Raw genomic sequence first — 25079 nt, forward strand, 5'->3', positions numbered from 1 at the left:
AAAAATCCAAAAAAAGTATCAAAAACTATTATGAAATAAATATTTATTAAATTATAATTTGATAAAATAAAAAACATTTTAACAGAAGGATAAAGAAAAATGAATAATCCAATATTTATTTCGATAAAAGGTAGTACACAAGGTTTAATTACAGAAGGTACATTTACACCAGAATCAGTAGGTAACTCATACCAAAAAGGGCATGAGAATGAAGCATTAATAAAAGGTTTTGCACATAACATTAATATACCAAGAGATCCACAGTCAGGACAACCATCAGGACAAAGAGTACATGAACCATTAGTAATATCAAAACTATTTGATAAATCATCACCATTATTATATAACGCATTAACAAAAGGTGAGACATTAACAGAAGTAGAATTAAAATGGTACAGAACAAGCTATGCAGGGAAACCAGAGCATTACTTTTCAATCGTATTAGAAGATGCAGTAATCGTAGATATAGACGCATACATGGATAATGAAGAAGGACAAGCAAAAACACAAGTAGCACCTTTAGAAAAAGTATCATTTGCATATAGAAAGATTACATGGAGACATGAGACAGCAAGTACATCAGGAGAAGATGACTGGAGAATTGGTGTAGGATTAAATGCCTAAACATAAATAAAAATAAGGAGGGAACTCCTTATTTTTTATATATCAAAAAGTAATAGAAAATAAAAAAAAGATAAAAATAAGAATAAATAAAATAATAAAAGTAGCGAGAAAAAATATTATTTTTTAATATATAAGATAAAAAGAAGTATAAAAAAATAAGTAAGGCTAAAAATTGTCCGAAGAAATAAAAAAAAGAATAAATGAGATAGAAAATAACTTACAAGAAGAAATAGAAGAAGCATTTAGTTTAAAAGAGTTAAGAAAAGAAGTAAACCAAGAAATAAGCTGTAGACTAAAACTATTAAATTATAAAGAAAATGAAATAATAGGATTAGGAATATTAGATGGAAGCTATAGTGTATATAAACTAAAAGGGAAAAGTCAAGTAAATAAACCCTATAGCTTTGAACTAATATTTGTAAGTGATGAGTTTATAAATATAGAAGAACTAGTAGATACAGATGTAGAAATAAAACTACAAGATGAAATAAGTCCTATAATAAAAAAAACAATATATGGGAAAATATATAAAGCAAGTGAAGATAGTATAGTAGCAAGAAAACATCTATATAAAATAGAAGTAGTATCACCTCTATATTATTTAGGATTAAATAATAGATATGAAATATATCATGAAAAAAAAACAAGTGATATAATAAAAGAGATAATAAATAGATATAACCAATTATTAAACCTTCAAATAGATATAAAATTAGATTTATTAAAAGCCCCAATAAGAGAGTATACAACTCAATATAATCAAAGTGATTTAGAATTTATACAAATGCTTTGTGAAGAAGAAGGATATAGCTTAATAATAGACTATAGCTCAAATGATCCATATAAACTAATATTGTGTGAATTAAATGAACATGTAATAGTAAATACATACTCTTCAACTTGTTCTTTTAATCATAGTAAAGAGTTTAAAGCAAGTAATCATATAGAAGACTATTATGATAAAAATAAACCAAGCCAAGAATATAAAACACAAAGTGGAGCAAATATAGTAAGCTCAATAAAAGATAATGAATCAACATCACAATTAAGAAATGATATAAAGAAATATACATTAAGAGATAAATTAAACTTGTTAGATGAGAGTTACTATAAAGATTTAAATAGATATACAAAAATAGATTCTCAAAGAGAATATGTACAATCAAATATAATAGAAGGAAGTTCACAAGAGTTAAATATAGAAGATAGCTTGTGTATAAGATTAGAAGATGAGAAAGCAAATAAAAAGATAGATAGTATCATCATAGAAGTAGAATATAAAGGACATTTCCCAAATGCCCTAGATGAATATAGACAAAATATAAATGAACAAGTAAAACATCAACTGCAATATGAAGTAGAATTTAAAGCCATACCAAAAGATATAGAATATAAACCCGAAAAAACGATAAAGAAACCAAGAATAAACTCAATATTAACAGCAAAAGTATCAAATGGGAATTCAAATACAAAAGATTATGATAATAGTATAGATGTAGATGAAGAAGGAAGAATAAGAGTACTGTTTGCATTTGAAGAGAATCAAATAACATCAACATACCTAAGAGTATCAAATATACAATCAGGGAATGGGTATGGGAGTCAATTTATACCAAGAGTAAATCAAGAAGTAATAGTAGGATTTATAAATGGGGATCCAGATTGTCCTATAATAATAGGAAGTTTGCATAATGGGGAGAATAAGAAGGCATATAACTTGCCAGAGAATAAGACACAAAGTTATATAAGAACAAATTCAATGCCACAATATGAGGAGACAAAAGGGTATAATGAGTTATTATTTGAAGATAAAAGAGGAGAAGAGAGAGTATCAATAAGAGCACAAAGAGATTTAAATTTCCATGCTTTAAATAATCAGAATATACAAATAGAGAATAATTCAAAGACCATAGTACAGAAAGATAAAGAGGAGACGATACAAGAGAATTCAAATTTAACAGTAGGGAAAGATTTAAATGAGAATGTAAAGTATAATCATATTTCGACGATACAGAAAGAAAAACTTACTTCTGTTTTGGAAGATTATACCCAGACTCTAAATAAAGACTTTGTAACAATAGTTAAAAACAATAAAAAAGACATAATAGAAACAGATATAAAAACAACAATAAAAAATACACTTCTAGAATATATAGAAGGAGATGTAAGTGATAAATACTTGGAAAGTTTATTTATACAAATAGCAGAAAAAATGGGAGTAGATATAAAAGAAGGCTTTCATATAGACACATCAAATATGTTGTATCAAGCAACAAATGAAATAAACTTTGAGACAACATCAGGAGTTTCTTTGAAATGTGGAGGAAATGTACTTACAATAGATGGAAGTGGTATACACTTCAAAACTCCAAACTATACTCAAAATAGTGGCAATAGTGGAGTTTGTGGAAGTGAAGTAAAATATACAGGAGATATAATAAATCTAAGAGCAGATGATTCTAAAAACTTTTACCTTAATAATATATATGAAGATGACTATATATTAAGAGCTGATACAAGTTTAAAAGACGGGAAAAGTGTTGAAGCTACTTGTTTTATATTAGGAGATGAAGAGAAAGTATTAGCAAAGGAAAGTAAACAAATAAGTGTTCAAAATTCACAACTAGAAGCAATATTTGACTTAGATGATATTATTTCAAAAAATGAAATAAATGAATCTATAATTAAAGAAATAAAAGGAAATTTTAAATGGGAGAGTTAGAAGTAAAACAAGGTTATTCTCCACAAAGAAGAGTAGTAAAAATATGTATTGATTTACCAGAATATGATACATATAAAATAAGGTTTGAAAAAGAGGATAAAACTAATAAAAAAAGAGTAGGAATAAAATGTAATAATGAATACTATTCATCTACATATAAATTTAAAGCAAAAGAGCCATACTTACTTGAAATAGATAGTGGATTTATTGGGAATATATGTATAGAAACGGAAGGAAAAAATACTCTAAGGTTTCCTGTTTTAGATAAAAGTAAAGATGAAATAACTCTTGCTTTAGTTCAACCAAAAGAGCCAATAGTTATTGATAAAAATAATATACAAAAAGAGGAAGAAAAGTTTACAAAAGAGGATAATCTTACATTCTTTCAAACAACAAATGAATATTTTAAAACCTTAGGAAGTGAGGTATATACTATAACAGATGATATGAAAGAACAATTTATAATACTCTTTAAAGAAAATAGAAATGTAATATATGGAGTAATAGGCGATGTTTCACAAGAGTTTTCTTCTCTCAAAGATGGGATATGGAAAGATATTAAAGGATTAAAGTTTTATATTAAAGAAATAAAAGGTAAGTCTTATGTTATACTTAAAGGTTTTTCAGGACTAAGAGAAACATTAAAAGGTACAAAATATCTTTTAACAAATCCACAAGTCGGAGCTTTTGCAGTAACAGCTAAAGATATAGTATCTTACAGTTCAATAGTAAATGGAACAAAAATAACCGTTTTAATAAGTTCAGCATTTTCATTAATAGATTATTTTACTACAAAAGATGGTAAAGCTGATTTTACAGACATTGCGGTTAATCTTTTAACAGGTATTGGTAAAGCTTTGATTGCTTATTGGGTTGGGACGGCTGTAGTAGCTGGAGGTATTTTTGTAGCAGGGTTAATTGCTTCAACAGTTGCAATACCTGCTTTAGCAGTTTTTACAGTAGGTGCATTGGTATCTATTGGAGTAGGAATGGCATTAAATTGGGCAGATGACGAATATAATTGGACTTTTACATTACAAAAAAAAGTAAATGAACTACAAGAATCATTTAATAAAAAAATAGACCAAATAGAAGAAGATATAGATAATGAAATATATAGATTTTATGAAGATTTTAGAAGAGAATTTTATATCTGGCTTAACTCACACGGAAATATTGGAATATCATATGACCATTTTAGGTAAATAGTATGGAGAAGTTTGAGAAAATACTGAGTTTATTTATTAAAAACCCATATAGTAATATCGAATTGAGCGAAGAATATAAAAAGAAAAAAAGTAAATTTATACTAGCAGTGTTAATAGTAAGCTTGGTAAGTGTTTTTTTTAATGGTTCTTCAATGTTAACTATTCATAAATCTATTGAAAGTAATAATCAATTATACATTATTATATATTTATATAAATTTATTCTTTTATTTACATTAATAATGAATTTATATTTAATAATAAACTTATATAGATTTATTTATAGACAAACTAATTTTTTATTATTCTCTGTGTATATATTATTTTCTTATTTTAATTTAATATTTGTTTTCATTCTTTCCCTACTCTTTATAATTGGAAATATCCAATCAATTACAGTTTATAGTTATTATTTAACATTTTTATTTCTTGTTGTATTTTATAGTTATTACTATTATAATAAATGGAAAAAATTTATTTTAAATAATCATTTTACAAGAATAAAAAAACGCTTACAAAATAACAAATATTTTATAGATTCAGATGAACATTTTTTTAAGTTTGATTTAAAAGAAGATGAAAAAAACAAACCAAAACTAACAAAAATAGCTGAAAAGGTTGTAAGCTTTATGATGAGATTTGGTTTTACACTTCCAGTATTGGCAACACTTGCTTCAAGTGGTACAGGAGGAAATGGGATGATATATTTTGCAATATATTTAATGTTTTTTATTATCCCAGAGATTATGAAATTAATAACAAAGCAATCTGCATTATATTCTATATTTAAACAAATCGAAAAAGAAGAAGGTGTGACTATCTATAATGGCAGATTAAAAATAGATAATAATGAAAAAAATAAAATATAAACAAAAAAGAATAATATTAACATACTTAAAAATATGCAATCAGTTAATAGTTATAATAGTCAATTTATGGCAAGAGAAAATCAAGAAGTAATATTCTTAGGTTTGTAAATGGAGTTTCATACTATTATCATTAGATGTTTTTAAATTAGATATCAAAGATATAAAAATATCGTAGCTATGAGTAATAGTATTTATTTTATAGATGAAAGAATAGGCTCATTTAGAGAATTATTTTTTAGGATTTAAAACACATCTAAATGCATTAGCATAAGATGTCAATTTTTTCTTATGTCTATTAAAAGTCATAGCATCTAAATTTGAAGTACTAACAGAACCACCCCTAACAACTTTTTTTTCCCCTTCTTTAGGACCTCTTGGATTATATTCAGGAGATTTTTTATAATAATCTTTATCATACCAATCATTTACCCATTCCCAAAGATTTCCACTCATATCATAAAGCCCTAAATAGTTTGGAGGAAAACTACCTACAGGGCTTCTTTTATCTGCTACATTTTGAGGTTCATTAATCAATGTTCGTCTATCAGAAACTTCTCTTCCTGTATTTGTTGCATAATATACATATTTTCCCCTACTTCTAGCAGCATATTCCCATTGGGCTTCACTTGCTAAATCATAATCTTTTCCTGTTAATTTAGCTAAATATTTACAATAGTTTTTAGCTTCATACCAAGTAGGAGCTAAAACTGGCATTTTATCACTTCTCCATTGTTTTCCTATAAACTTTTTATCAACTAAATCTTCTCCTATAATCTCTTTATATAAATCAAACTCTTTATATGTTGTTTCATATTTTGAGATATAAAAATCATCTAATGTTACTTTATGAAGAGGTCTTAAATCTTGATATCCATAAATAGGCACAATATCCTCATTAGGATATTTCTTAATATTTTCAGGACTAGCAACTAAATAATATCCATACTTATCTTTTATTCTTATAGCTCCAAAGTCTCCCATCATAAAAGAACCTCCTTTTACAAATACCATATTATCTTCTGTAATTTTTAAAAGTTCTTCTATCTTATCTTCTTTTGAAGTACAAGCATTAAAAAAAAGGGTAATAGCTAATAAACCAATTATTTTTTTATACATTTTTTTATCTTTTATAGGCTCACCCTTTTCTTATATTAGTAATAGTCTTACCACCTATTGCATAGTTATCTGTTGATATTTCATCAATAGTTACAACACAAGTTTTTTCACCTCTTCCAAAAACTTCAACAAAAGCATCTGTTAATTTCTTAGACAATTCTTCTTTTTGTTTTTTCGTTGCTCCACCATCTTCATGAGTCATTTTTACGTTTATTATTGGCATTTTTTCTCCTATTTATTACTTGATTCTAAATCTAAAAGTTTCTTTTTTAATTCTAAGCCACCGGCATAGCCTATTAGTTTTTTATTTGTTCCAATTATTCTATGACAAGGAACAACTATAGAGAGTGCATTTGCACCATTTGCATTTGCTACGGCTCTTACTGCTTTTTCATTTCCAATTTTCTTAGCCAAATCCAAATATGAAGAGGTTTGAGAATAAGGAACTTCAACAAGTGCTGTCCAAACTTTTTTTTGAAAATCTGAACCTACAAAAAGTAAGGGTAAATCAAAAGTCTTTCTTTTTTTTTCAAAGTATTCTTCAATCTGAACAATGGCTTTTTCAATAATATCTGTTGATTCAAATACAATGTCAGTCTTTAAATATTTTTTCATTCTATTATCAATCGTATTTCTATTTTTACGATATCTATAGTCTAGTAAACAAATCTTATTATCATAAGAGCCTACTATAAATTCAGTGAAGTTATTTTTAAAATATTGTACAAAAATGCTCATTGACTATTCCTTAGTTTTATTAAACAATAATACCTATAAAAATAATCAAAAGTCAAATGTAAGTTATGTAAAAAAGCTAAGCTTATAGGTTTTAAGCTTAGCTTTGTTATAAAGAATTATTTAATTAATAAAAAGATTTATTTTTTAATAGAGTCTTTAAAATCTTTTAACTTATCATCTTCTTTTTCTTTAATATCTTTAGCTTCTTGTTTTTTTTCTTCCATTTGTTTTTTAACTTTAACTTTTACAATTTGTTGTTCATTATTCATTTTTTCATTTACTTCAAGTGCAACTAAACTTGTAAGACCTACTAATACTAAAGCTAAACTTTTTACGATAATTTTCATTTTTAATTTCTCCTATTTTTTAATGTGATGAAAGTATATACAAGAAGTGTTAGTTAAGTGTAAGTTTGATTTTAATTTGATGTTTAATATGTTTTCTATTATAATTTTCATCTTTTCAACAATATTATAAAGTATATCAAGAGGTACAAATGTCAAATATTTTCAAGATTTTTTTTAGCATAATTTTTATCTTTGTGTTCACAGGATGTTTAAATAAAGAAGTAACTATACAAAATAAAGAAACTACAAAAAAAACAATCGAAGAAAAGAAAGTAGAAAAAAGTAAATCTATTATAAAAATAAAAAAGCCTACGTACAAATATTGTAATAAACACAGAAAAAATATGCTTTATGCTAAAAACTATATTTTAAATGAGTTTGAAAAAGCATACTTTAGTAAAAAAGATATAATAGGTGCAAAAGCACAACTTTTTTTAGTACAAAGTAATTCACCCTCTGTTTTTGCCAAAAATATGAATGCTGCAATAAAAGCTTATGATAAAAACTATACTACAGCAAAAAAAAATGAATGCAATTTAAAAAAATACAAGACTCATCCAATTTCAAGCATAAAATCAAAAATAAAAAACCTTGAAGGAGAACTAAAAAGATGAAAAAAAATTTAATCTTTATACTTTTATTTTTCATAAGTACAAGCTCTTTTTCTCAGACAACACAGATTGATAATTTACTTCTAAAAATCAATCAAACAAAAAATCCTATTGAAAAAAAAGAGCTAATTAATCAACTCAAATTAGAATTAGCAAACAAAAATAAAAAAGCCCAAGAAGAATCAAATGCAATTATAAAAGCAAAAAGTAAACTTCCTTCTAAAGCTTTTAAAATAGAGAATTAAAGTAAGAAAAATGAATAATAAACTAAAAATTCTCTTGCTTGAAGATGATAATGTTCTTGCTTGTAGTATGGTAGATTTACTTGAAGAAGAAAATTATGAAGTAACATTAGTAAGTGATGGAGAGGAAGTTCTTGAAGCAACTTATGATTCAAAATATGATTTATATCTTTTTGATATAAATGTACCCTTACTAAATGGAAAAGAGACTTTAAAGCTTCTAAGAGATGCACAAGATAATACTCCTACATTTTTTATAACAGCATTAATTGATACAAAGTCAACACTTGAAGGCTTTGATTGTGGTTGTGATGATTATATAAAAAAGCCCTTTGATCCTGATGAACTTTTAGCAAGAGTTAAAGCTACTTTAAAAAGAAGAAATCCAACAATTTCTTATGGAAATATAAGTTTTGATTTACTTGAAAATAGAGTTTTTCAAGATAAAAAAGAAGTTACTTTAGGAAATGTAGAAAAAGATGTTTTTGCACTTTTAATAAGAAACATAGGTATAACTGTAAATAAAGATAGTTTTTTTGAATATATGAATAAACCATCAAGTACAGCCCTTAGAGTTTTGATAAGTAAGCTAAAAAAAACATTTGATTTAAATATTACAAATATAAAAGGTATAGGATATAAACTTGAAGAACTATGAAAAAAAATATCTATTAACAACTACCTTTTTATTTTTTATTCCTCTTATTATTTTTTCAAGTATCGTACTTTATATGTACCATCAAGATAGAATAAATTATATAAAAGAGAATATTTTATATCAAATGAAAGATTATACTTTTGATTTTCAAGGTGATAAATTTTCATTAGATATTGTAGAATATACCAACAAAAAAGAGACTTTTAAACTTTATGATTGTAAAGAAGGGCTTTGTGCATACTTTAAAACCCCATCAAAAAATCCTTATTTGTTAAAAGTGATTTATGATAAAAATAAATATCAAAAAGTTTATGATGACTTTTTAATAAAAATATTTAAATTTAGTATTGTTATTTTTATTTTTATTCTTCTTATATCAATAATCTTTGCTATGTACTCAATACGACCTATGAAAGAAGCTGTAAATTTATTAGAGACATTTTTAAAAGACTTAATTCATGATTTGAATACTCCTGCAACTTCAATTCTTTTAAATACAAAACTTCTAAGAAGAAAAGGTGATTTTAAAGAGATTGAAAGAATAGAATTAAGTGCTAAAACTATTTCATCTTTATATAAAAACTTAGAGTTTATAAATCCCAAACAAATCATAAAAGATGAAGAAATATCAATAAAAGAATTAGTTGATAATAAAATAGAACTTTTAGAAAAGCTTTATCCAAGAGTAAGTTTTGAAAAAGAACAAAATGATTTAACTATTAAAAGCAATAAAAATGCAGTTGATAGAATCATAGACAATCTTCTTACAAATGCTTGTAAATATAACAAAAAAAATGGAAAAGTAATCATAACTATAAAAGATAATAGCCTTATTATAGAAGATACTGGAGTAGGAATAAAAAATGTAAATAAGGTATTTCAAAGATATTATAAAGAAAATGAAAATGGTCTTGGGATTGGTATGAGTATAGTAAGAAAGCTATGTGATCTCTTAGAAATTACTATTGATATAAAAAGCCAAGTATCAGTGGGAACAAAGATAAGTCTTTTATTCCCTAAATAATCTTATATTCTTTACTTTTTAAAATATGCTCTTCTACTACCCAATTTGCAAAAGGAATAGAAGAGGTAAAAGCTGGACTAACTGCATTTAAAACATGCACAGAGTTTTCATCTGATTCTACAACAAAATCTTGTACTAATTCTAATGTATTTTTATTTAATAACTGCGCTCTAATTCCAGGAGTTGACCAAGAATCAAAACCTTTATGATCCATTTTTTTATTTGTAAGTGCTTGTGCTAAACCTTTTAAGTGAGCAAGTGAGTACTTTCTCATCTCAGTAAAAGCAAGACTTCTAAACCCAAAAGCATTTGTAATAAACAGTTTTGCTTCATAATACAAAATCTGAACAAACTCTTTTAATGAAAAATTATCAAACCCTTTATAGTTCTCTCTCCAAAATGCAGGAATTGCTGTTGGTCCAATCTTAGATTCATTATCTACTGTTAAAGTATAGTGAACTCCCAAAAATGGATTCTCTAAATTTGGAACAGGATAGATATTTGTTTGAAGTTTAGATTGATTTTTCTTATCTTTTAGATAAATCCCTTTAAATGGAATAATTACATAATCTTTAGAGAAACCAAAATCTCTAGCAATATTATCAGCATATAACCCTGCACAATTTATTACTTTTTTAGCTTGAAAATCCCCATGAGAAGTCGTAACTACATTACTATTAGATGAGATATATTTACAATCTAAGATTAACTCAACTCCCATCTCTTCAATAACTTTAGCAAACTCTTTTGTGACTTCTTTTGGATTTACAGTTGCAGTACTTGGACATAAAAGTGCTTTCTTGTGGGTTTTGATATTTGGATAAAGTTCAGCTAGTTCTTCTTCATCTAACCAATGAAGTTCAACACCATTTACCTCCCCTCTTCTTTTAAGCTCTTCTAATCCCTCAACTTCTTCGTCACTGACAGCAACTACTACTTTTTGACACTCATTGATTTGTAATCCCCTACTTTTAACAAACTCTTTTAAAGCTGCATTTCCTTCTTTTGTAAACTTAGCTTTTAGTGAGTTTGCAGTGTAATAAAACCCTGCATGTAAAACCCCTGAGTTTCTACCCGAACTGTGAAACCCAACTTCTTTTTCTTTTTCTATTACTAAGATTTTACTTTGAGGAAATCTCTGCTTTAAATTCTTAGCAATATTTAAACCAATAATTCCAGCCCCAATTATCAAATAATCATACATCTTAAAATCCTAACTCTTCATCTACTAAAATCAATACTATTCTATCTTTCTCATCTGCTTTTATATAAGTAAATTTATTTGCGATATTGTCTTTATTATGTCTTGGTTCCTTTCCCATCTCAATTGCTTTAGAGTTCATTCTATCGATATTCTTGACAGCTGCCACATTCATAACCCTATCAAAGCCCTCTTCCACAGAGTTTACAATCTTGTTTTTTCCTACAATTACCAAAACCTTTTTAGGTCCAAAAATCATAGCAGCAACTCTATTTCCACTACCATCAGCATTTACTAGTTTTCCATCACGTGTTAAAGCATTTGTCCCTGTAACATACAAATCAGTTAACATCCCTAGTCTTCTTCTGTTCGTATTCTCTTCCATAGAGATACCTTTTTCATACTGGTTATATAAAGTGATTTCTTCATTGTTCACTAAAAAATCAAGTAATCCAATTTGTGCAACAGAAGTAGAACCTCCAAGACCTACAGAAATACCCTCTTTTATATAAGTCTTCGATATTTCTAAAGCTTCATTTTTATCCTTTGCAGTATGAACTTTATAACCACAATTTTCAAGTGTACTAATTAGCTTTTGCATAAGTTCGCTCCTCTTTTGATAAAATTTTGTGCATTATTATAGAAACAGCAAAGATTCCAAATCCTAAGATATGTGTATTTTGAATCACACCTAAATAACTCTCAAGACCAAATGCACTATCAGGAGTAAGTAAAAGAACAGCTGCCACAGCAAATACTACTCTTTCTAAAATACTCATCTTTTTATCCCAGTATCCTTCCATCACAATAGAAAATGCCATGATACCAATAAGCGCAAATCCAAATACTTCAAATCTCTCAAACCAAGTACCATTAATAAGTGGAGTAAATGCAAATAGTAATGGAATAATATACATACCCTTACCAACTTTCCAAGAAGTCATACCCGTTGCCATTGGTGGTGTCTTAGCAATTGCAGCTGCTGCAAATGCTGCTAAACACACAGGTGGTGTAAGATTTGAATCTTGTGATAACCAAAAAATTATCAAGTGTGCTGATAGAAGATACATAGTAACCTCAGGGATTTGAATACCTGCATTTACTAAAGCTGCCATTTCAGGACTTAACATTAACCCAACTAAAGCAGGAGCAGAAAGTACAGACAATACAACATAAGAAGCAGTTACAGGTAATCCCATACCTAAAATAAGTGAAGCAATAGCAACTAACACGATTGCGATTAAAAGTGAGTTACCAGACCATTCCATGATTAATTGAGAAAATGTAATCCCAATACCAGAAATATTAATAATACCTACGATAATCCCAACAGCAACAAGTAAAACACCTGTTACAATCATATTTTGAGAACCAAGTGCTAATGCTCCTAAAATCTCTTTTATTCCCATTCTTTTATTTTTTGTAAGATATGAAGATAAGATAATAGCAACAATAGCAATACCAGCTGCATAAGTAGGAGTAAACCCATAAATCAACAATCCAACTAAAGTAGATAAAGGAATAATAAAATGAAAACCTTCTCGCAAAATAGGTAGGATTTTCACATCACTTCGCTCCCCTCTTACATCGTTTTCTTTTGCATGGATATTTATATAAAATGCAATAGAAGCAAAATATAAAATAGCAGGTAAAATCGATACAGAAATAATAGTAACAAAAGGAATATGTGTCATTTGAGCCATGATGAAAGCCCCTGCACCCATAATAGGAGGCATGATTTGTCCACCAGTACTTGCTGCTGCTTCAACTGCTGCTGCGAACTTGGATTTGAATCCTGCTTTTTGCATCATTGGAATTGTAATTGATCCAGTTGATACGGTATTTGCTACAGCTGAACCTGAAATAGTTCCCATCATTGCAGATGAAATAACTGCAACATGACCAGTTCCACCCGTATATTTACCTGCAACTGCATTTGCAACATCTACTATAAAATCCCCTGCTCCTGATTTTAGTAAGAAAGCAGCGAATAAAATAAACATAAATACATAAGTAGAAGAAATAGTAGCAATTGGACCAAATAAACCTTCATTTGTATAGAACATTCTATATAAAAATCTATCTACAGTCATTCCACCAAAAGCAAACACCCCTTCAAAATGCTGTCCTAGAAATAGCAAATATGCAATACAAAACACGATAATAGCAGGAATTACATAACCAGTTGATTTTCTAACCATCTCAATAGCTAAAACAATTGTCATAGAAGCTACTATTAAATCACTTGTTCTCATTTGACCATTTGCTACAGCATAAAGACTCTCTTCAAAAGCCATCATATATATAAAAGTAGATAATGATAAAATAGCAAAGATTAGATTTAAAATTGAAACTTGATTTTCATTTTTACTTGCTTCATAAGTTAAAAATCCAAGTGAAGCCAAAAGTGCAAAGTGCGCGGAATTGAACCATAAATCACTTAATCCACCCCAAATATTTATACCAAAATGAAATAATGATATAAAAATTGCGTAAACAAAAGTGATTTCTTTAAAGTATTTTATTTTTATCATCTTTTTTTCCTAAAATATATAAACTACATAAACAATTTATAATTACTTATATAATCCATACACCAAAAGAAGAAGCCTTCTTTTAGTATGTCTGTTTCTTAAAATTATTTTGCTATTAAAGTAGCTGGGATTTTAATACCTTGTTCTTTATAAAATCTTGCTGCACCTGGATGTAGAGGCATAGGAAGACCTGAAATTGCTTTATCTAAACTCATAGCTTTTGTAGCTTTATGAACACTATTTAAAAATGGTAAGTTTTCATAAATCGTTTTAGTTAAAAGATAAACCGTCTCTTCTGGTGTATCTTTTGTAACAACTAATAAGTTTGGTTGTGCGATAGTATTAATATCTTTTGTTTGACCTGGGTATGTTCCAGCTTTGATAGTAAATGGAGTCCATACAGGATAGTTGTCGTTGATTTTCTTTAAATCTTTTTCATTGAAATCTAATACTCTAATTTTATCATTTCCAATAGAAGCAAATGCGTTAGTAACTGCTGATGTTGGAGGTCCTGATGGAGTGTTCATACCATCGATTTTACCATCTTGAAGAGCAGTTGATGAGGGAGTGTATCCTAGATACTGAATATTCATTTTATTAAAGTTAATTCCTAATGAACTCATAATAGTTTCTGCTGAAACCCTTGAACCAGAACTTCTTCCACCAATTGAAAATCTTTCACCATAAAGATTTTTTAAGTCATTGATATTTCCTGTTTTAGCAAACTCTTTTCTTATAGTAAACTGCTCAACATTTTGCCATAACATAGTAATAGATCTTAAGTTTTTCTTAGGCTGACCATCATACTTAGCTTTACCTTGCCATGCCATAGAACCAAAAAGTCCTTGTAAAATAGCAAAATTTACTTCACCTTTTTGAAGCATATCAACATTTTCACCACTTCCAGCAGATGTAATAGCTGAAAAAGTAGTTTTATGTTTTTTTGCTAATTTAAGTGAAGCAATAGTAGCAATACCAACACCTACTGGGTAGTAAGTTCCACCTGTACTTGCCGTTGCGATTACATACTTAGACTCTTTTTTTGCTGCATTTGCACCAGTAATCATCGTAGCTGCGATTGCTGATGTAACAAAAAGTTTTTTTAAGATTGATATTTTAGACATCTTATTTCTCCTTAGTTTTTGTACTAGAAGAAGTATAACACATTTTGAAACAAAATTGTTTCAAAATTGTTTCAAATTTATAAATTTGTTTTTAAGACACCTATTTTAGGGTTTTTATAATATTTTATATATAAAACAACTGTTCCTTTTGAAACTTTATAGAATCAATATCTACTTAATAAACAAGAATATATAATATTTTAAAATATAAAATTATTATATTTTGTCATGAAAACAGTATTTCTAAAATTTAAATGATAAAATGACTTGACAATAAAAATATAATAAAGGAGCTAAAAATGACTCTTGATAAATTTGAAAAAGATATTTTACAAAGTGTTGAAAAGGGAGAGTGGGAAAGTAAAAACAACAAAGAGGATAGATTAAAAGAGCTACAGTCATATATAAAAAATCAAAAGAAAAAGCAATCTCTATAAGAATAAATGAAAATGATATTTATGAACTAAAAAAGAAAGCTTTAGAAAACTCTATCCCATATCAAACACTAATTCAAATGCTTATACATCAGTTCGCTTCTAATAAAATCAAACTTGACGTTTAAAGGTAAAAAGTGGTAAAGAAAAATATTGTAATTGGTGGTTTTAGTAAAGAGCAAAGAGAAAAAGAATTAGAAAAAAGAAAAATAAAATTAGTAAAGAAAGGTTATAAGTTTCTAAAATATAAAGAAAATGGAGCTTTAAAATCTGTAGCAGTATTTGAAGTAGATGAAACAATTCTTAGAAAAGAAAAGTCTATGCAGTTTATTGTAATGGGTGTAGGATTTTTGATTATTGCTGCGATTTTGCAGTTTAAGTAAAATTTTTAAATACATAATTCATTTACTTCTTCATAGAGAGAAAAAATTAAAAACATGTAAAATTAATCTAGATTATTTCTAATATATTTAAGTAGTAAATGGAGAATATTATGACAAATAAAGAGATTATTTAGAGTTTTGTGTCAGCAACTGATAGTCCTAGAATTCTGGCATACTTAATCTTACTTAGTCAAATTTGTGCCAAATATTACAGGTTTTGAATCAGAATTTAACAATCAATATTTATTCATAAAATTTAAAAATCCAATGGTGATTTAATATCACCTTTATTTAATTCTTTTACTACATGTGTATATATCATCGTAGTTTCTATAGATTTATGTCCTAAAAGTTCTTGAATGCTTCGTATATCTGTACCATTCTGCAAAAGATGAGTTGCATAAGAGTGTCTAAAAATATGAGAGGTTACTCTTTTATCTATATTGGATTTTTCAACTGCATTTTTTATATTTCTACTTAAAGTCACATCTAAAATATGATGTCGTCTTTGTTCACCACTTCTTGGGTCTTTCGAGATTTTATTCATAGGAAAAACATATTGCCATTTGGTTTCAAATTTTGCTTTTGGAAATTTTCGTTCAAGTGCATAAGGTATATATACACTTCCATATCCATTTTCTAAATCTTTTTGGTGTATTTCTTTTACTTTCTCAACTTGAATTTTAAGTTCATCTTTTATTTTTAGTGGAAGTGGTAAAGTTCTATCTTTAAGTGACTTACTATCCCAAATATAGATTTTATCGTATCCGAAATCAATATCTTTTATACGTATATTTTGTGCTTCTTTCATTCTTAATCCACACCCATACATAAGTTTAACTATGAGTTGATAAATACCTGTCATATTTAATATAATACTTCTTACTTCATTTATAGTTAAAACTACAGGAATATGCTTTCTCTCTTTTGCTCTTAGTGCTTGAATATTTTGGTCTTTTAAAGAGATATTTAAAACTTGTTCATATAAAAATAATATTGCATTAAAGGCTTGGTTCTGAGTTGTAGGAGAGACATTAAACTCAGTGGCAAAATGGGTTAGGAATTGTTCAATTTCAACTTTACCCATATATTTAGGATGCTTTTTGTTATGGTATACTATATATTTTTTAACCCAATAGATATAGACTCTTTCTGTGCTCATACTATAATGTTTAAACCTTATCTTATCTCTCATAATATCAAGTAGTTTTTTAGCCATATGTGTCTCCTAAAATGTAGTATTATTATGTTTTTTTCTAATTAACATACATAATGTATTTTTATTACCTTCATCTAGACAAAAAATATATATTTAAATTATAATTAAAAATAAAAAATCAATTCAAAATATTACATTTTGTAATATTTTTTCATTAAATACCTATTTTAAGGATATTTTATATGAATGTTTAGTTATTGAGATAATTAAGTAATAAATATATATAATGTACTGTTATTAAATAGTTAACCAAAGGAAATACATGAAACCATTTTTAACTCTAACTCTTTTGTTCTTACTTTCAACTTTCTCTTTTAGTTTAGAACTACCAAAAGAGAATTCATTTTCAATCAAACAAATTGAAGATAAAAATATTTTATATGTTACACATACAAAAGACAAAGGACATATTTCAAATTCATTGATAAAATTAATTCAGTACTATTTGCTCCAAGATAAAGAAGATTACAAAGTTGTGTTTCCACAACTTAGTGTTGAAAGTAGAAAGATTAAGGGGCAATATTATGCCATAGAATATAAAGGTACACCAAAAGGTAATGATATTGTTAAAACAACATCATTAAAAGGTGGTCTATTTGCTTCATATATTTATAAAGGAAATTATAAATATATTGGTAAAAGTATTAGAAAAACTTTCCAAAAAGTTTTACAAACTGGAAAATATGTACCTGACAATAGAGAAGAAATAAGATTATTATATTGGAATAGTATTGATGATAATCATCCAGAGAACCTTATAACAGAAATTCAAGTTAGAGTAAATAAGTTGCCATAATGATTAACAAAACCTTGGAAAGAAAAACAAGGGTGTACTTGCGGTAGTTTAAAGTTTTATCTTGTAAACTAAGAAAAAAGTAGATTTGAACTATCAAGTGTAAAATACCCTTGTTTTTCAAGTCCAACGTTAGGGCTCAAAAATATAGAAAGGACTATACATGTCAGATTTACCAAAAAGCATTCAAGTTATTTTTAAGAATAATCCGAAACTGATGGAGTTAATTCCTAATCCCTCCTTAATTTCAGATTCGTCATTTGTTTCGGCATTTAGTCAAAAGCTAAACAAATCTTCGACAGGAACTGAAGATGAGTTCTTTTATAGAGTTGTTTTTAAAAAAGACTCTTCTCGTGAACTAATGACAATTAACAGTGGAGAGTTAAAGGGGCTGCTGACATCCACATGCATAGAGAAAGGTAAAATTAGTGATGTTGCTGGTTTAGAGAAAGTTGAACTAAAAAATCAAACGGATCTAATGCCCACTTTGTTAGGTATAAGTCTATATGGCGCAATTCAAAATAATCTATCTTACATTTCCCATCTTTGCGTTGATATCAGGAATCACCAAATTCTTGAGGAGCAGGCTCGATTTGAAAGGATTTCAGAGACTATAGTTGATAGTTTTAGAAGCATACCTGACATCTCGGTGGATAGGTCAATGAGAGATGTATATTTATCTCGCATAGTAAAGAATAACGAAGACTGTTATGAAATGTATGTCTCTCAAAGACAGAGATTTAGCGACTTGCTGCAGTCGGAACCAGAATACTATTCAACGGGTTATAACTACTGGTTCAATACGCATGATGGTCGACAGGTCAATCCTGATCGGTTCTTCGAGAGCAAAGTTTTATCTCATCCAGTATTTTCAGTTTTCGAACGCTTGGTGGCTGGTAGAATTTGTGAAATAGTTCTTAGTGGCAACTATTCTGACAGTAACATTAAGAGGCATAAAGACTTCGTAAATAGAGTTCAACGAGAACTTGAGAAACTTATGGAGTACCGATTGAAAGCTTTTGACAACTTTACAAGTGAGTACAAGCAAAAAATCGAAGAAGATATGAGCTTGTCTGGTTATGACCGCAAGAATTTGAGCGATGAATTAGAAAGGCATGTTACCTTTGTTGCTCGAATAAAAAACAAAGTATTTGATTTGTTAGATGCAAAGCTAGACAGCTTCAATGTTTTGGCTCACTTGATGGATCAGGATGAGATAGATGTATATCTTATCGATGGAAAGCTGCTTGTAAGCAACTCTGAATTAAGCCCTAACAAAGCATTGCAGCGGACAAGCCGCTGAATGCGGCGTTAGAACTCCTATAACCTCTAGATTCTGGAACAAAATTAGAAAATCTCATTTATTGGATTTATAACCTTTTTTAGAAATACAATTTGTTCCAAAAAGTGTTCAAGAAGTAGAATTGAGAGAATCTCACAAACTCTAGGACCTTTTGAACAACAAAATGACTTCTTAAATCATAAATTTAAAGAATCACCTAATCTGCCCTCAAACAATACTACTAACTGTGAAATTGGTAAAGACCAATTCAAAATAGGAATAGTCCATTTTTTTAAAAAGATCTGAATACCATATAGAGAAGATTAAGCAAACTATTTACATTAAATTAATATATTCTAATTTATATTGGAGGGTTAAATTTTACTCCACAATATACCCAAGCCCTTTCTTAGAAACAATAAAATCATCATCGCTTACCTTATCTTTTACTCTTTTGATAACTGTACGCATTGTGGCATCTGAGGTATTGGGGTCATTCCAAATGAACTCTTTTAAGTACTCTTTTGTTTTTATCTCTTTTATATTTGTGATTAGTGCTTGTATTAGTAAGACTTCTTTTTTTGATAGGTTTATTAGTTCATCACCTTTATATAGTAGGTTTGTTTTTGTGTTGAATGAGTAAGTTTGATTTAGGTTTATTACTTCATCTAAAATTTCTTGTTTTGATGATTTATCTTCTAAGACTTTTGTTTTTACTTTTTTTAGCATTTGCATTACTGTTTTTACTTCTAGGGGTTTTACGAAGTATGAGATGACATTTAGTCCTATTGATCTAAATAGATATTCTTCATCTTTATATGCTGATACTATGATGAACTTTTGTTCTTCATTTAATTGTGTTATATCATCTACCATTGTAAGGCCGTCTTTGTTTGGCATTTTTATATCTGTTAGAACTAGGTCAAATGTTTTATTTTCATCATGATATTTTTTGTACAACTCTAAGCCTTGTTCTCCATCACAAGCGATTTTCACTTCATCAAAAATAGTATCTAAATAAAATTCCAATATTTCTCTTGCATCTTCTTCATCTTCTACTAATAAAACTCTTGTAATTATTTCACTCATATTTTATATCCTGTTTCAAATATTTAGTGTGATTATAAACTTCACACCATCTTTTATATTTTCAACTTCTATTTTACCTTTCATATTTGTCTCAATTATTGATTTTGTCATATAAAGCCCTATTCCCGTACCTTGTGTCTCAAACTTTGTAGTGAAATAAGGTTCAAAAATCCTGTCTATTATATCATTTTTAATATTATCACCATTATTTGAGATTTCTATTTTTAATTTATCATCTTGTTTTTTTACTATTATTTTGATAATTGCATCAAACTTTTTATTCTCTTTTTTGATTAATAAAGCATCTTTTGCATTGTTTAAAATATTTAATAAAGCTTGTTTTAATTCATTTTCATAATTTATTATGATTATATCTTCACATTTAAACTCTATATCTATACCATCACTTTCATACTGATTTTTTATCATATATAAAAGTGTATTTATACACTCTTTTATACTAAATTTATCTTGAGTTTTTGAGGGTTTATAAAAGTTTCTAAAATCATCTATTGTTTCACTCATATACTCTATATGTTTATTTGCTTTATTCATAAACTTATCTAGTTTTTGCTCACTTACTGCTTCATTTTTATAGTTATCTCTTAAAAACTGCATAATTAAAGAGACATTATTTAGAGGTTGTCTCCACTGGTGTGCTATATTTCCTAGCATTTCTCCCATAGCTGCTAACTTACTTTGCTGTATTAAAATTCTATCTTTTTCTCTATTTTTCTTTACTTCATCTTCTACTTTTAATTTTAGTTCTTCTTCACTTAGCTTGATTTTTGTTATGTCATTTATATAGCCGTAAAAATGAGAGACTTTTCCTGAGTGATTTTTGATAAGTATTACCCTTGAAGATATCCACCTAATTTCATTTGCTGCGTTTATTACTCTACATACTACTGTGAAATTTTGAAGGTCATTTTTAAGTGCTGCATTTATTGCTACTTGAATTTTATTGATATCTTCTTTATGAATTAAATCAAAAAAACTCATCTGCTTAGATTCAAACTCTTTTTTTGTATATCCAAAAGATTTAATACTATTTGAGATATATTGAACAGATAATTTATTATCATTTTTAAGTTTAAAAATTACAATTTTTCCATCTTCAACAAGATATTCCACATCTAAAAGCTCTTTTTTCATTCTTTTATTTTTATCTATATCCATAGACATCATAAGCATTCTATCTAATTCGTTTTTATCATTTACAAAGGCTTTTCCACGTGCTAAAACCCATTTAAAACCGTCATTTTTAGTCTTTAGTCTATACTCACAAATAAAAGTATCATCAACTTTAGCAAAGATTTTATCAAAAAGCTTTTCTACATTCTTTTTATCTTCATTATGAATTAGCTCAAACCAATCTGAAAATGTTTGTAGTTCTTGCTTTTCATAACCAAACATTTCAAGCCATTTATCAGAAAAATATATCTTTTTTGTTTTAAAGTCAATATCCCATAATCCATCATTTGAAGCTATAATAGCAAGCTCAAACCTTTTTTTCCAATGCTCTAAAGATAAAGTTTTACCTTCAAGTTCATCATTATATTCATTGAAAATATTTTTTATAAAATTAGAAAAAATATATGTAAAAAGTATAAAAACTGTAGTTATGATTATAATCAATGTTGATATTTGAAAAAACTGATTTCGATACTCTTTTTTTATTTGTTTTACAGTATATTTCATTTCATTATTGATTTCATTTTCATCATAAAAACTTGCTATTAAAAAGTTATATTTATCATAAAAATATGTATAATCTTCAAATTTTTTATTATATTCATAATCCTTAAAATAATGTTCTAAAATCTTATATGAGATATTATCATCTTTATTTTTAAGAAGTTCATTAGATTTTATATTTTTTTTCTTAGCCTTAAAATTAAAAGTATCTTGGGAGATAATATCATAAAACCATATATCATAGTTTTGATTTGAGATTGTACTAAGTATAGAGCTTTTAGTGATTTCTTTTATGGAATTAATAGTAGAAAATGAACCCACAAAATAATCATAGCCATTTATAGTTATCTCATCAAAAAAGCTTAATCTAACTGTTCTTTTTAAATCATCTTTCCAATACTGAAGGTTACTTTGTCCTTGAGAATAAATATACTTCAAGGTAATATTTTCATGATTCTTTGTATCCGAATTAAATATTAACTTTTGTAAATAACTAATTGATTCTTTTCCATATAAAATATTTAAATTATCTTTTGTAAAAACTACTAATTCTATATGATTTTGTTTTTCTATCTTTTGTAAATAATCTGTAAGTAAATCAAACTTTGATAAAGAGTTTGATTCTAAGTAACCAATAGCTTTATAAGTTACTTTTTTTAATAAAGTTTCTTCTTCTAAAAAGCCTTCTTTTAGTTGCTCTTTTACTTTTGACTTAAAATCACTAATTTGTTCTTTTTTTTCAAATTTATAGTTTAAAAAAGATTTTTGTTTTAATAAATCTATTTCTCTATTTTCTTTTGCTTCTAAAATAAAATAAGAAATTACGATAAATAGACTTGCTAATAGCATTATAAATATCACAGGAATTTGAGAAAAAAGCTTTTGAATATCATAAAGAGTATATTTTTTTTCATTTTTTAAAAGCATTTAATCTTATCCTATATATTTTTAATCTATAATTTTAAAGTTTCAAAATTGTTTCAATATTTTAAATTATATTGAAACTTTTTATAAACTAAAGTTAAGGAGTAACTATGATACATATTTTTACAGCACTAATTCCTATCTTTTCGCTGATTATGATTGGTTACTTCTTAAAAAGAATCAAATTCCCATCAAAAGAGTTTTGGCCTCAGGCTGATAAGCTAACATACTTTATTTTAATGCCATCACTTTTGATTTATAAACTCTCAACTGCAAACTTACAAGGAGTAGATGGATTAAATTTTGTAGCAACTGCGATTTTTGCTATTAGCTTTATTTTTATACTTCTAATTATAATAAATAAACTATTCAAATTCAAAGGTGATGCTTTTACATCTATTGTTCAAGGTGGTATTCGGTTTAACACTTATGTTTTTTTAGCTTTGATTGATTCTGTCTTTGGAGATAAAGGTCTTGTTTTAGCAGCCATTTTGATGACTTTTGTAATTCCTTTTATAAATATACTTTGTATTTCAAGTTTTGCACTTTATATAAATAATAATAGGCTAACTTTCATTTACTTACTAAAATCTATAATCACAAACCCTTTAATAATAGCTTGTTTCATAGGAGGAATGATAAACTTTTTAGGAATACAACTTCCTATAATTGCAGATAAAATATTGGCTATTTTAAGTTCAGCAGCACTTCCTTTGGGACTTTTATCAGTTGGCTTTGGACTTGTAATAAAAGAGATAAGCTCATCTAAAAATGAAATATTTAATGCAAATATAGCAAAGCTAATCATAACACCTATAATCATGTTTTTAGTAGCTAAACTTTTTAATTTAGATGACTTTATGATTTCAATACTTATCATCTTTGCAGTACTTCCAACAGCACCTTCATCTTTCGTACTAGCAAGACAATTAGGAGGAGATGTAAACTTGATGTCTTCGATTATCACAGTACAAACTTTAGTTTCTGTACTGTTTATAATCTTTGTTTTAAACTACTTTGTCTAAAGCTTTTTGTTTTAATGTAGTTTCAATACCTTGTATGGGATTTCGCGGAATTAAAAAAGACAAACTAAGAGATATAAATGCAATGCTTGCTCCTATTATAAATACAAGTGAGCTTGAATACAACCATACCAAACCAAGTAAAGCTGGTAAAAATACAGCTGCTATATGATTTATAGTAAAAGAAACAGCACTTGCACTTGCTATATCTTTTGGATCAGCGATTTTCTGAAAATATGTTTTAAGTGCTATTGCCATTGAAAATAATAAGTGATCAAGTACAAATAAAAAATAAGCAAAATATAGATTCTCTACAAAAGAATAAGACATAAAAACAAGAATAAGCCCTACATATTCAACCTTTAAAGCTATAGATTCACCAAATTTAGCAATAAATCTACCTATTTTTGGAGCAAAATACATATTTAAAACAGAGTTTATAAATAATAATGCAACCATATTATGAACATCTACACCAAATTTTTCAACAAGTAAAAAACCTGCAAATACTATGAATATCTGTCTTCTTGCTCCTGCAAAAAAAGTCAATATATAAAATAACCAATACTCTTTTTTTAATTTCACTTTCTTTTCTTGAGCAACTTCTTCTTTGAAGTGTTCAAATAAAAGCCAAGCTAAAATACCAACTGTAAAAGTTATACCACCAAAAAATAAATATACATATTTATATTCCATAGAATAGTATTTCATCATCAAATATATAAGCACAAATACCACTAGTGAAGTTGCTGATTTAGCAGCTGTTATTTTTCCTAAAACTATTGGTGCTTTATCTTTTGACAGCCATTGAAGGGATAAAGACTGATTTAAAGTTTCTAAATAATGAAACCCTATAGACATAATAACAGTAGTAACATAAAGCCCTATTGCACTTGGGAAATATCCTGTTAATAAAACTCCAAGACCTAAAGCCATAATTGACATATATGCCAACCTTTGCTGACATATAAAAATAAGTACTAAAACAACAGTAAAAGCTAAAAATCCTGGAATTTCTCTTAGACTTTGAAGTATTCCTATTTGGCTTCCATCAAAAGATGCAGCTTCAATTACAAAGTTATTTAGTAAGCTCATCCATGCTGCAAAGGAAAAAGACATTGACAAAGCCATCACATAAAGTAAAGCTTCTTTTGATTTAAAAAAATCTCTCATATATTTTCTTTTTAATAATTTTGTGAATACTAGCACTATAGATT

General features: G+C 27.3%; 25 protein-coding genes. 13 read left to right on the forward strand and 12 right to left on the reverse strand.

The annotated features are described in order from the left end of the window. The first annotated feature begins 99 nt into the window (after nt 1-99). From ACH5BH_RS11040 to ACH5BH_RS11055, 4 genes are all read left to right on the forward strand, one after another. Nucleotides 100-624 carry an Hcp family type VI secretion system effector gene (locus ACH5BH_RS11040; protein ID WP_404307916.1) on the forward strand — a complete coding sequence of 175 codons (525 nt, stop codon included), beginning with the start codon at nt 100-102 and terminating at the stop codon, nt 622-624. Nucleotides 625-796: 172 nt separating this feature from the next. Continuing rightward, nucleotides 797-3346, forward strand: coding sequence for a type VI secretion system Vgr family protein (locus tag ACH5BH_RS11045; protein WP_423298383.1), 2550 nt, complete (start codon nt 797-799; stop codon nt 3344-3346). Further along, complete coding sequence (locus ACH5BH_RS11050) at nt 3334-4551, forward strand: hypothetical protein (RefSeq protein ID WP_423298384.1); 1218 nt, start codon at nt 3334-3336, stop codon at nt 4549-4551. Before ACH5BH_RS11045 ends, ACH5BH_RS11050 begins: the two co-directional genes overlap by 13 nt. 632 nt (nt 4552-5183) lie before the next feature. Continuing rightward, on the forward strand, nt 5184-5423 hold the full coding sequence (locus tag ACH5BH_RS11055) for a hypothetical protein (protein ID WP_423298385.1): 240 nt from the start codon (nt 5184-5186) through the stop codon (nt 5421-5423). Nucleotides 5424-5651: 228 nt separating this feature from the next. Here ACH5BH_RS11055 and ACH5BH_RS11060 read toward each other — a convergent pair whose 3' ends face one another. The 4 genes from ACH5BH_RS11060 to ACH5BH_RS11075 form a co-directional block, all read right to left on the reverse strand. Next, the gene (locus ACH5BH_RS11060) at nt 5652-6539 is read right to left on the reverse strand and encodes a formylglycine-generating enzyme family protein (RefSeq protein WP_423298386.1); all 888 of its coding nucleotides are present in this window, start codon (nt 6537-6539) and stop codon (nt 5652-5654) included. A gap of 19 nt (nt 6540-6558) precedes the next feature. Next, nucleotides 6559-6762, reverse strand: coding sequence for a tautomerase family protein (locus tag ACH5BH_RS11065; protein ID WP_423298387.1), 204 nt, complete (start codon nt 6760-6762; stop codon nt 6559-6561). 8 nt (nt 6763-6770) lie between these two features. Further along, complete coding sequence (locus ACH5BH_RS11070; protein WP_423298388.1) at nt 6771-7277, reverse strand: methylated-DNA--[protein]-cysteine S-methyltransferase; 507 nt, start codon at nt 7275-7277, stop codon at nt 6771-6773. 137 nt (nt 7278-7414) lie between these two features. After that, nucleotides 7415-7624, reverse strand: coding sequence for a hypothetical protein (locus tag ACH5BH_RS11075; RefSeq protein ID WP_404306936.1), 210 nt, complete (start codon nt 7622-7624; stop codon nt 7415-7417). A gap of 149 nt (nt 7625-7773) precedes the next feature. On the opposite strand from ACH5BH_RS11075, the gene ACH5BH_RS11080 reads away from it, so the two are divergent. The 4 genes from ACH5BH_RS11080 to ACH5BH_RS11095 are packed head-to-tail and all read left to right on the forward strand — an operon-like array spanning nt 7774 to nt 10159. Beyond that, nucleotides 7774-8238 carry a hypothetical protein gene (locus ACH5BH_RS11080; protein WP_423298389.1) on the forward strand — a complete coding sequence of 155 codons (465 nt, stop codon included), beginning with the start codon at nt 7774-7776 and terminating at the stop codon, nt 8236-8238. Continuing rightward, entirely contained in the window at nt 8235-8480 is a 246-nt protein-coding gene (locus tag ACH5BH_RS11085; RefSeq protein WP_404306940.1) for a hypothetical protein, read from the forward strand. The genes ACH5BH_RS11080 and ACH5BH_RS11085 overlap by 4 nt, the downstream gene beginning before the upstream one ends. Before the next feature lie 10 nt (nt 8481-8490). Further along, on the forward strand, nt 8491-9135 hold the full coding sequence (locus tag ACH5BH_RS11090) for a response regulator transcription factor (protein ID WP_404306942.1): 645 nt from the start codon (nt 8491-8493) through the stop codon (nt 9133-9135). Then, entirely contained in the window at nt 9122-10159 is a 1038-nt protein-coding gene (locus ACH5BH_RS11095) for a sensor histidine kinase (RefSeq protein ID WP_423298390.1), read from the forward strand. The genes ACH5BH_RS11090 and ACH5BH_RS11095 overlap by 14 nt, the downstream gene beginning before the upstream one ends. Here ACH5BH_RS11095 and lhgO read toward each other — a convergent pair. The 4 genes from lhgO to ACH5BH_RS11115 all read right to left on the reverse strand — a co-directional run bounded on the left by lhgO (nt 10152) and on the right by ACH5BH_RS11115 (nt 15018). Beyond that, complete coding sequence (gene lhgO / locus ACH5BH_RS11100) at nt 10152-11363, reverse strand: L-2-hydroxyglutarate oxidase (protein ID WP_423298391.1); 1212 nt, start codon at nt 11361-11363, stop codon at nt 10152-10154. The two genes, ACH5BH_RS11095 and lhgO, sit on opposite strands and share 8 nt — an antisense overlap. A gap of 1 nt (nt 11364) precedes the next feature. Continuing rightward, entirely contained in the window at nt 11365-11961 is a 597-nt protein-coding gene (locus ACH5BH_RS11105; protein WP_423298392.1) for a lactate utilization protein, read from the reverse strand. After that, the gene (locus ACH5BH_RS11110) at nt 11945-13894 is read right to left on the reverse strand and encodes a TRAP transporter permease (protein WP_423298393.1); all 1950 of its coding nucleotides are present in this window, start codon (nt 13892-13894) and stop codon (nt 11945-11947) included. The genes ACH5BH_RS11105 and ACH5BH_RS11110 overlap by 17 nt, the downstream gene beginning before the upstream one ends. A gap of 104 nt (nt 13895-13998) precedes the next feature. Further along, a complete protein-coding gene (locus tag ACH5BH_RS11115) occupies nt 13999-15018 on the reverse strand; it encodes a TAXI family TRAP transporter solute-binding subunit (protein ID WP_404306952.1) in 1020 nt (339 codons plus the stop codon). A gap of 299 nt (nt 15019-15317) precedes the next feature. Here ACH5BH_RS11115 and ACH5BH_RS11120 point away from each other — a divergent pair, with 299 nt between their 5' ends. After that, on the forward strand, nt 15318-15455 hold the full coding sequence (locus tag ACH5BH_RS11120) for a hypothetical protein (protein ID WP_423298394.1): 138 nt from the start codon (nt 15318-15320) through the stop codon (nt 15453-15455). A gap of 134 nt (nt 15456-15589) precedes the next feature. Further along, nucleotides 15590-15835: a hypothetical protein gene (locus ACH5BH_RS11125; RefSeq protein ID WP_423298395.1), complete on the forward strand. Its 246-nt coding sequence runs from the start codon at nt 15590-15592 to the stop codon at nt 15833-15835. Nucleotides 15836-16091: 256 nt separating this feature from the next. On the opposite strand, the gene ACH5BH_RS11130 is transcribed toward ACH5BH_RS11125, so the two are convergent. Further along, nucleotides 16092-17054: an integron integrase gene (locus ACH5BH_RS11130; RefSeq protein WP_423298396.1), complete on the reverse strand. Its 963-nt coding sequence runs from the start codon at nt 17052-17054 to the stop codon at nt 16092-16094. A 262-nt stretch (nt 17055-17316) separates the two neighbouring features. Between ACH5BH_RS11130 and ACH5BH_RS11135 the strand changes: the two genes are divergently transcribed. Then, the gene (locus tag ACH5BH_RS11135; protein WP_423298397.1) at nt 17317-17850 is read left to right on the forward strand and encodes a GyrI-like domain-containing protein; all 534 of its coding nucleotides are present in this window, start codon (nt 17317-17319) and stop codon (nt 17848-17850) included. A gap of 160 nt (nt 17851-18010) precedes the next feature. After that, nucleotides 18011-19150 (forward strand): hypothetical protein, encoded by a 1140-nt coding sequence (locus ACH5BH_RS11140; RefSeq protein ID WP_423298398.1) that lies wholly within the window; start codon nt 18011-18013, stop codon nt 19148-19150. A gap of 360 nt (nt 19151-19510) precedes the next feature. Here ACH5BH_RS11140 and ACH5BH_RS11145 read toward each other — a convergent pair whose 3' ends face one another. Then, nucleotides 19511-20218 carry a response regulator transcription factor gene (locus tag ACH5BH_RS11145; RefSeq protein WP_423298399.1) on the reverse strand — a complete coding sequence of 236 codons (708 nt, stop codon included), beginning with the start codon at nt 20216-20218 and terminating at the stop codon, nt 19511-19513. Between the two features lie 15 nt (nt 20219-20233). Continuing rightward, a complete protein-coding gene (locus ACH5BH_RS11150; protein ID WP_423298400.1) occupies nt 20234-22843 on the reverse strand; it encodes a PAS domain-containing sensor histidine kinase in 2610 nt (869 codons plus the stop codon). Nucleotides 22844-22950: 107 nt separating this feature from the next. Between ACH5BH_RS11150 and ACH5BH_RS11155 the strand changes: the two genes are divergently transcribed. Then, complete coding sequence (locus ACH5BH_RS11155) at nt 22951-23865, forward strand: AEC family transporter (RefSeq protein ID WP_423298401.1); 915 nt, start codon at nt 22951-22953, stop codon at nt 23863-23865. On the opposite strand, the gene ACH5BH_RS11160 is transcribed toward ACH5BH_RS11155, so the two are convergent. Next, nucleotides 23848-25035 (reverse strand): MFS transporter, encoded by a 1188-nt coding sequence (locus ACH5BH_RS11160; RefSeq protein WP_423298402.1) that lies wholly within the window; start codon nt 25033-25035, stop codon nt 23848-23850. The two genes, ACH5BH_RS11155 and ACH5BH_RS11160, sit on opposite strands and share 18 nt — an antisense overlap. Nucleotides 25036-25079 lie beyond the last annotated feature (44 nt).

This window comes from Arcobacter rhizosphaerae, from assembly GCF_049472155.1.
Lineage (GTDB): Bacteria > Campylobacterota > Campylobacteria > Campylobacterales > Arcobacteraceae > Arcobacter_B.

Bases quoted from the DNA above. Each gene is read 5' to 3' on its own strand.
- lhgO (WP_423298391.1), bottom strand. From the start codon at position 11,363: ATGTATGATTATTTGATAATTGGGGCTGGAATTATTGGTTTAAATATT.
- ACH5BH_RS11135 (WP_423298397.1), top strand. From the start codon at position 17,317: ATGAAACCATTTTTAACTCTAACTCTTTTGTTCTTACTTTCAACTTTC.
- ACH5BH_RS11090 (WP_404306942.1), top strand. From the start codon at position 8,491: ATGAATAATAAACTAAAAATTCTCTTGCTTGAAGATGATAATGTTCTT.
- ACH5BH_RS11155 (WP_423298401.1), top strand. From the start codon at position 22,951: ATGATACATATTTTTACAGCACTAATTCCTATCTTTTCGCTGATTATG.
- ACH5BH_RS11110 (WP_423298393.1), bottom strand. From the start codon at position 13,894: ATGATAAAAATAAAATACTTTAAAGAAATCACTTTTGTTTACGCAATT.
- ACH5BH_RS11065 (WP_423298387.1), bottom strand. From the start codon at position 6,762: ATGCCAATAATAAACGTAAAAATGACTCATGAAGATGGTGGAGCAACG.
- ACH5BH_RS11120 (WP_423298394.1), top strand. From the start codon at position 15,318: ATGACTCTTGATAAATTTGAAAAAGATATTTTACAAAGTGTTGAAAAG.
- ACH5BH_RS11105 (WP_423298392.1), bottom strand. From the start codon at position 11,961: ATGCAAAAGCTAATTAGTACACTTGAAAATTGTGGTTATAAAGTTCAT.
- ACH5BH_RS11070 (WP_423298388.1), bottom strand. From the start codon at position 7,277: ATGAGCATTTTTGTACAATATTTTAAAAATAACTTCACTGAATTTATA.
- ACH5BH_RS11075 (WP_404306936.1), bottom strand. From the start codon at position 7,624: ATGAAAATTATCGTAAAAAGTTTAGCTTTAGTATTAGTAGGTCTTACA.
- ACH5BH_RS11115 (WP_404306952.1), bottom strand. From the start codon at position 15,018: ATGTCTAAAATATCAATCTTAAAAAAACTTTTTGTTACATCAGCAATC.
- ACH5BH_RS11040 (WP_404307916.1), top strand. From the start codon at position 100: ATGAATAATCCAATATTTATTTCGATAAAAGGTAGTACACAAGGTTTA.
- ACH5BH_RS11130 (WP_423298396.1), bottom strand. From the start codon at position 17,054: ATGGCTAAAAAACTACTTGATATTATGAGAGATAAGATAAGGTTTAAA.
- ACH5BH_RS11145 (WP_423298399.1), bottom strand. From the start codon at position 20,218: ATGAGTGAAATAATTACAAGAGTTTTATTAGTAGAAGATGAAGAAGAT.
- ACH5BH_RS11085 (WP_404306940.1), top strand. From the start codon at position 8,235: ATGAAAAAAAATTTAATCTTTATACTTTTATTTTTCATAAGTACAAGC.
- ACH5BH_RS11140 (WP_423298398.1), top strand. From the start codon at position 18,011: ATGTCAGATTTACCAAAAAGCATTCAAGTTATTTTTAAGAATAATCCG.
- ACH5BH_RS11060 (WP_423298386.1), bottom strand. From the start codon at position 6,539: ATGTATAAAAAAATAATTGGTTTATTAGCTATTACCCTTTTTTTTAAT.
- ACH5BH_RS11160 (WP_423298402.1), bottom strand. From the start codon at position 25,035: ATGAGAGATTTTTTTAAATCAAAAGAAGCTTTACTTTATGTGATGGCT.
- ACH5BH_RS11055 (WP_423298385.1), top strand. From the start codon at position 5,184: ATGATGAGATTTGGTTTTACACTTCCAGTATTGGCAACACTTGCTTCA.
- ACH5BH_RS11150 (WP_423298400.1), bottom strand. From the start codon at position 22,843: ATGCTTTTAAAAAATGAAAAAAAATATACTCTTTATGATATTCAAAAG.
- ACH5BH_RS11050 (WP_423298384.1), top strand. From the start codon at position 3,334: ATGGGAGAGTTAGAAGTAAAACAAGGTTATTCTCCACAAAGAAGAGTA.
- ACH5BH_RS11080 (WP_423298389.1), top strand. From the start codon at position 7,774: ATGTCAAATATTTTCAAGATTTTTTTTAGCATAATTTTTATCTTTGTG.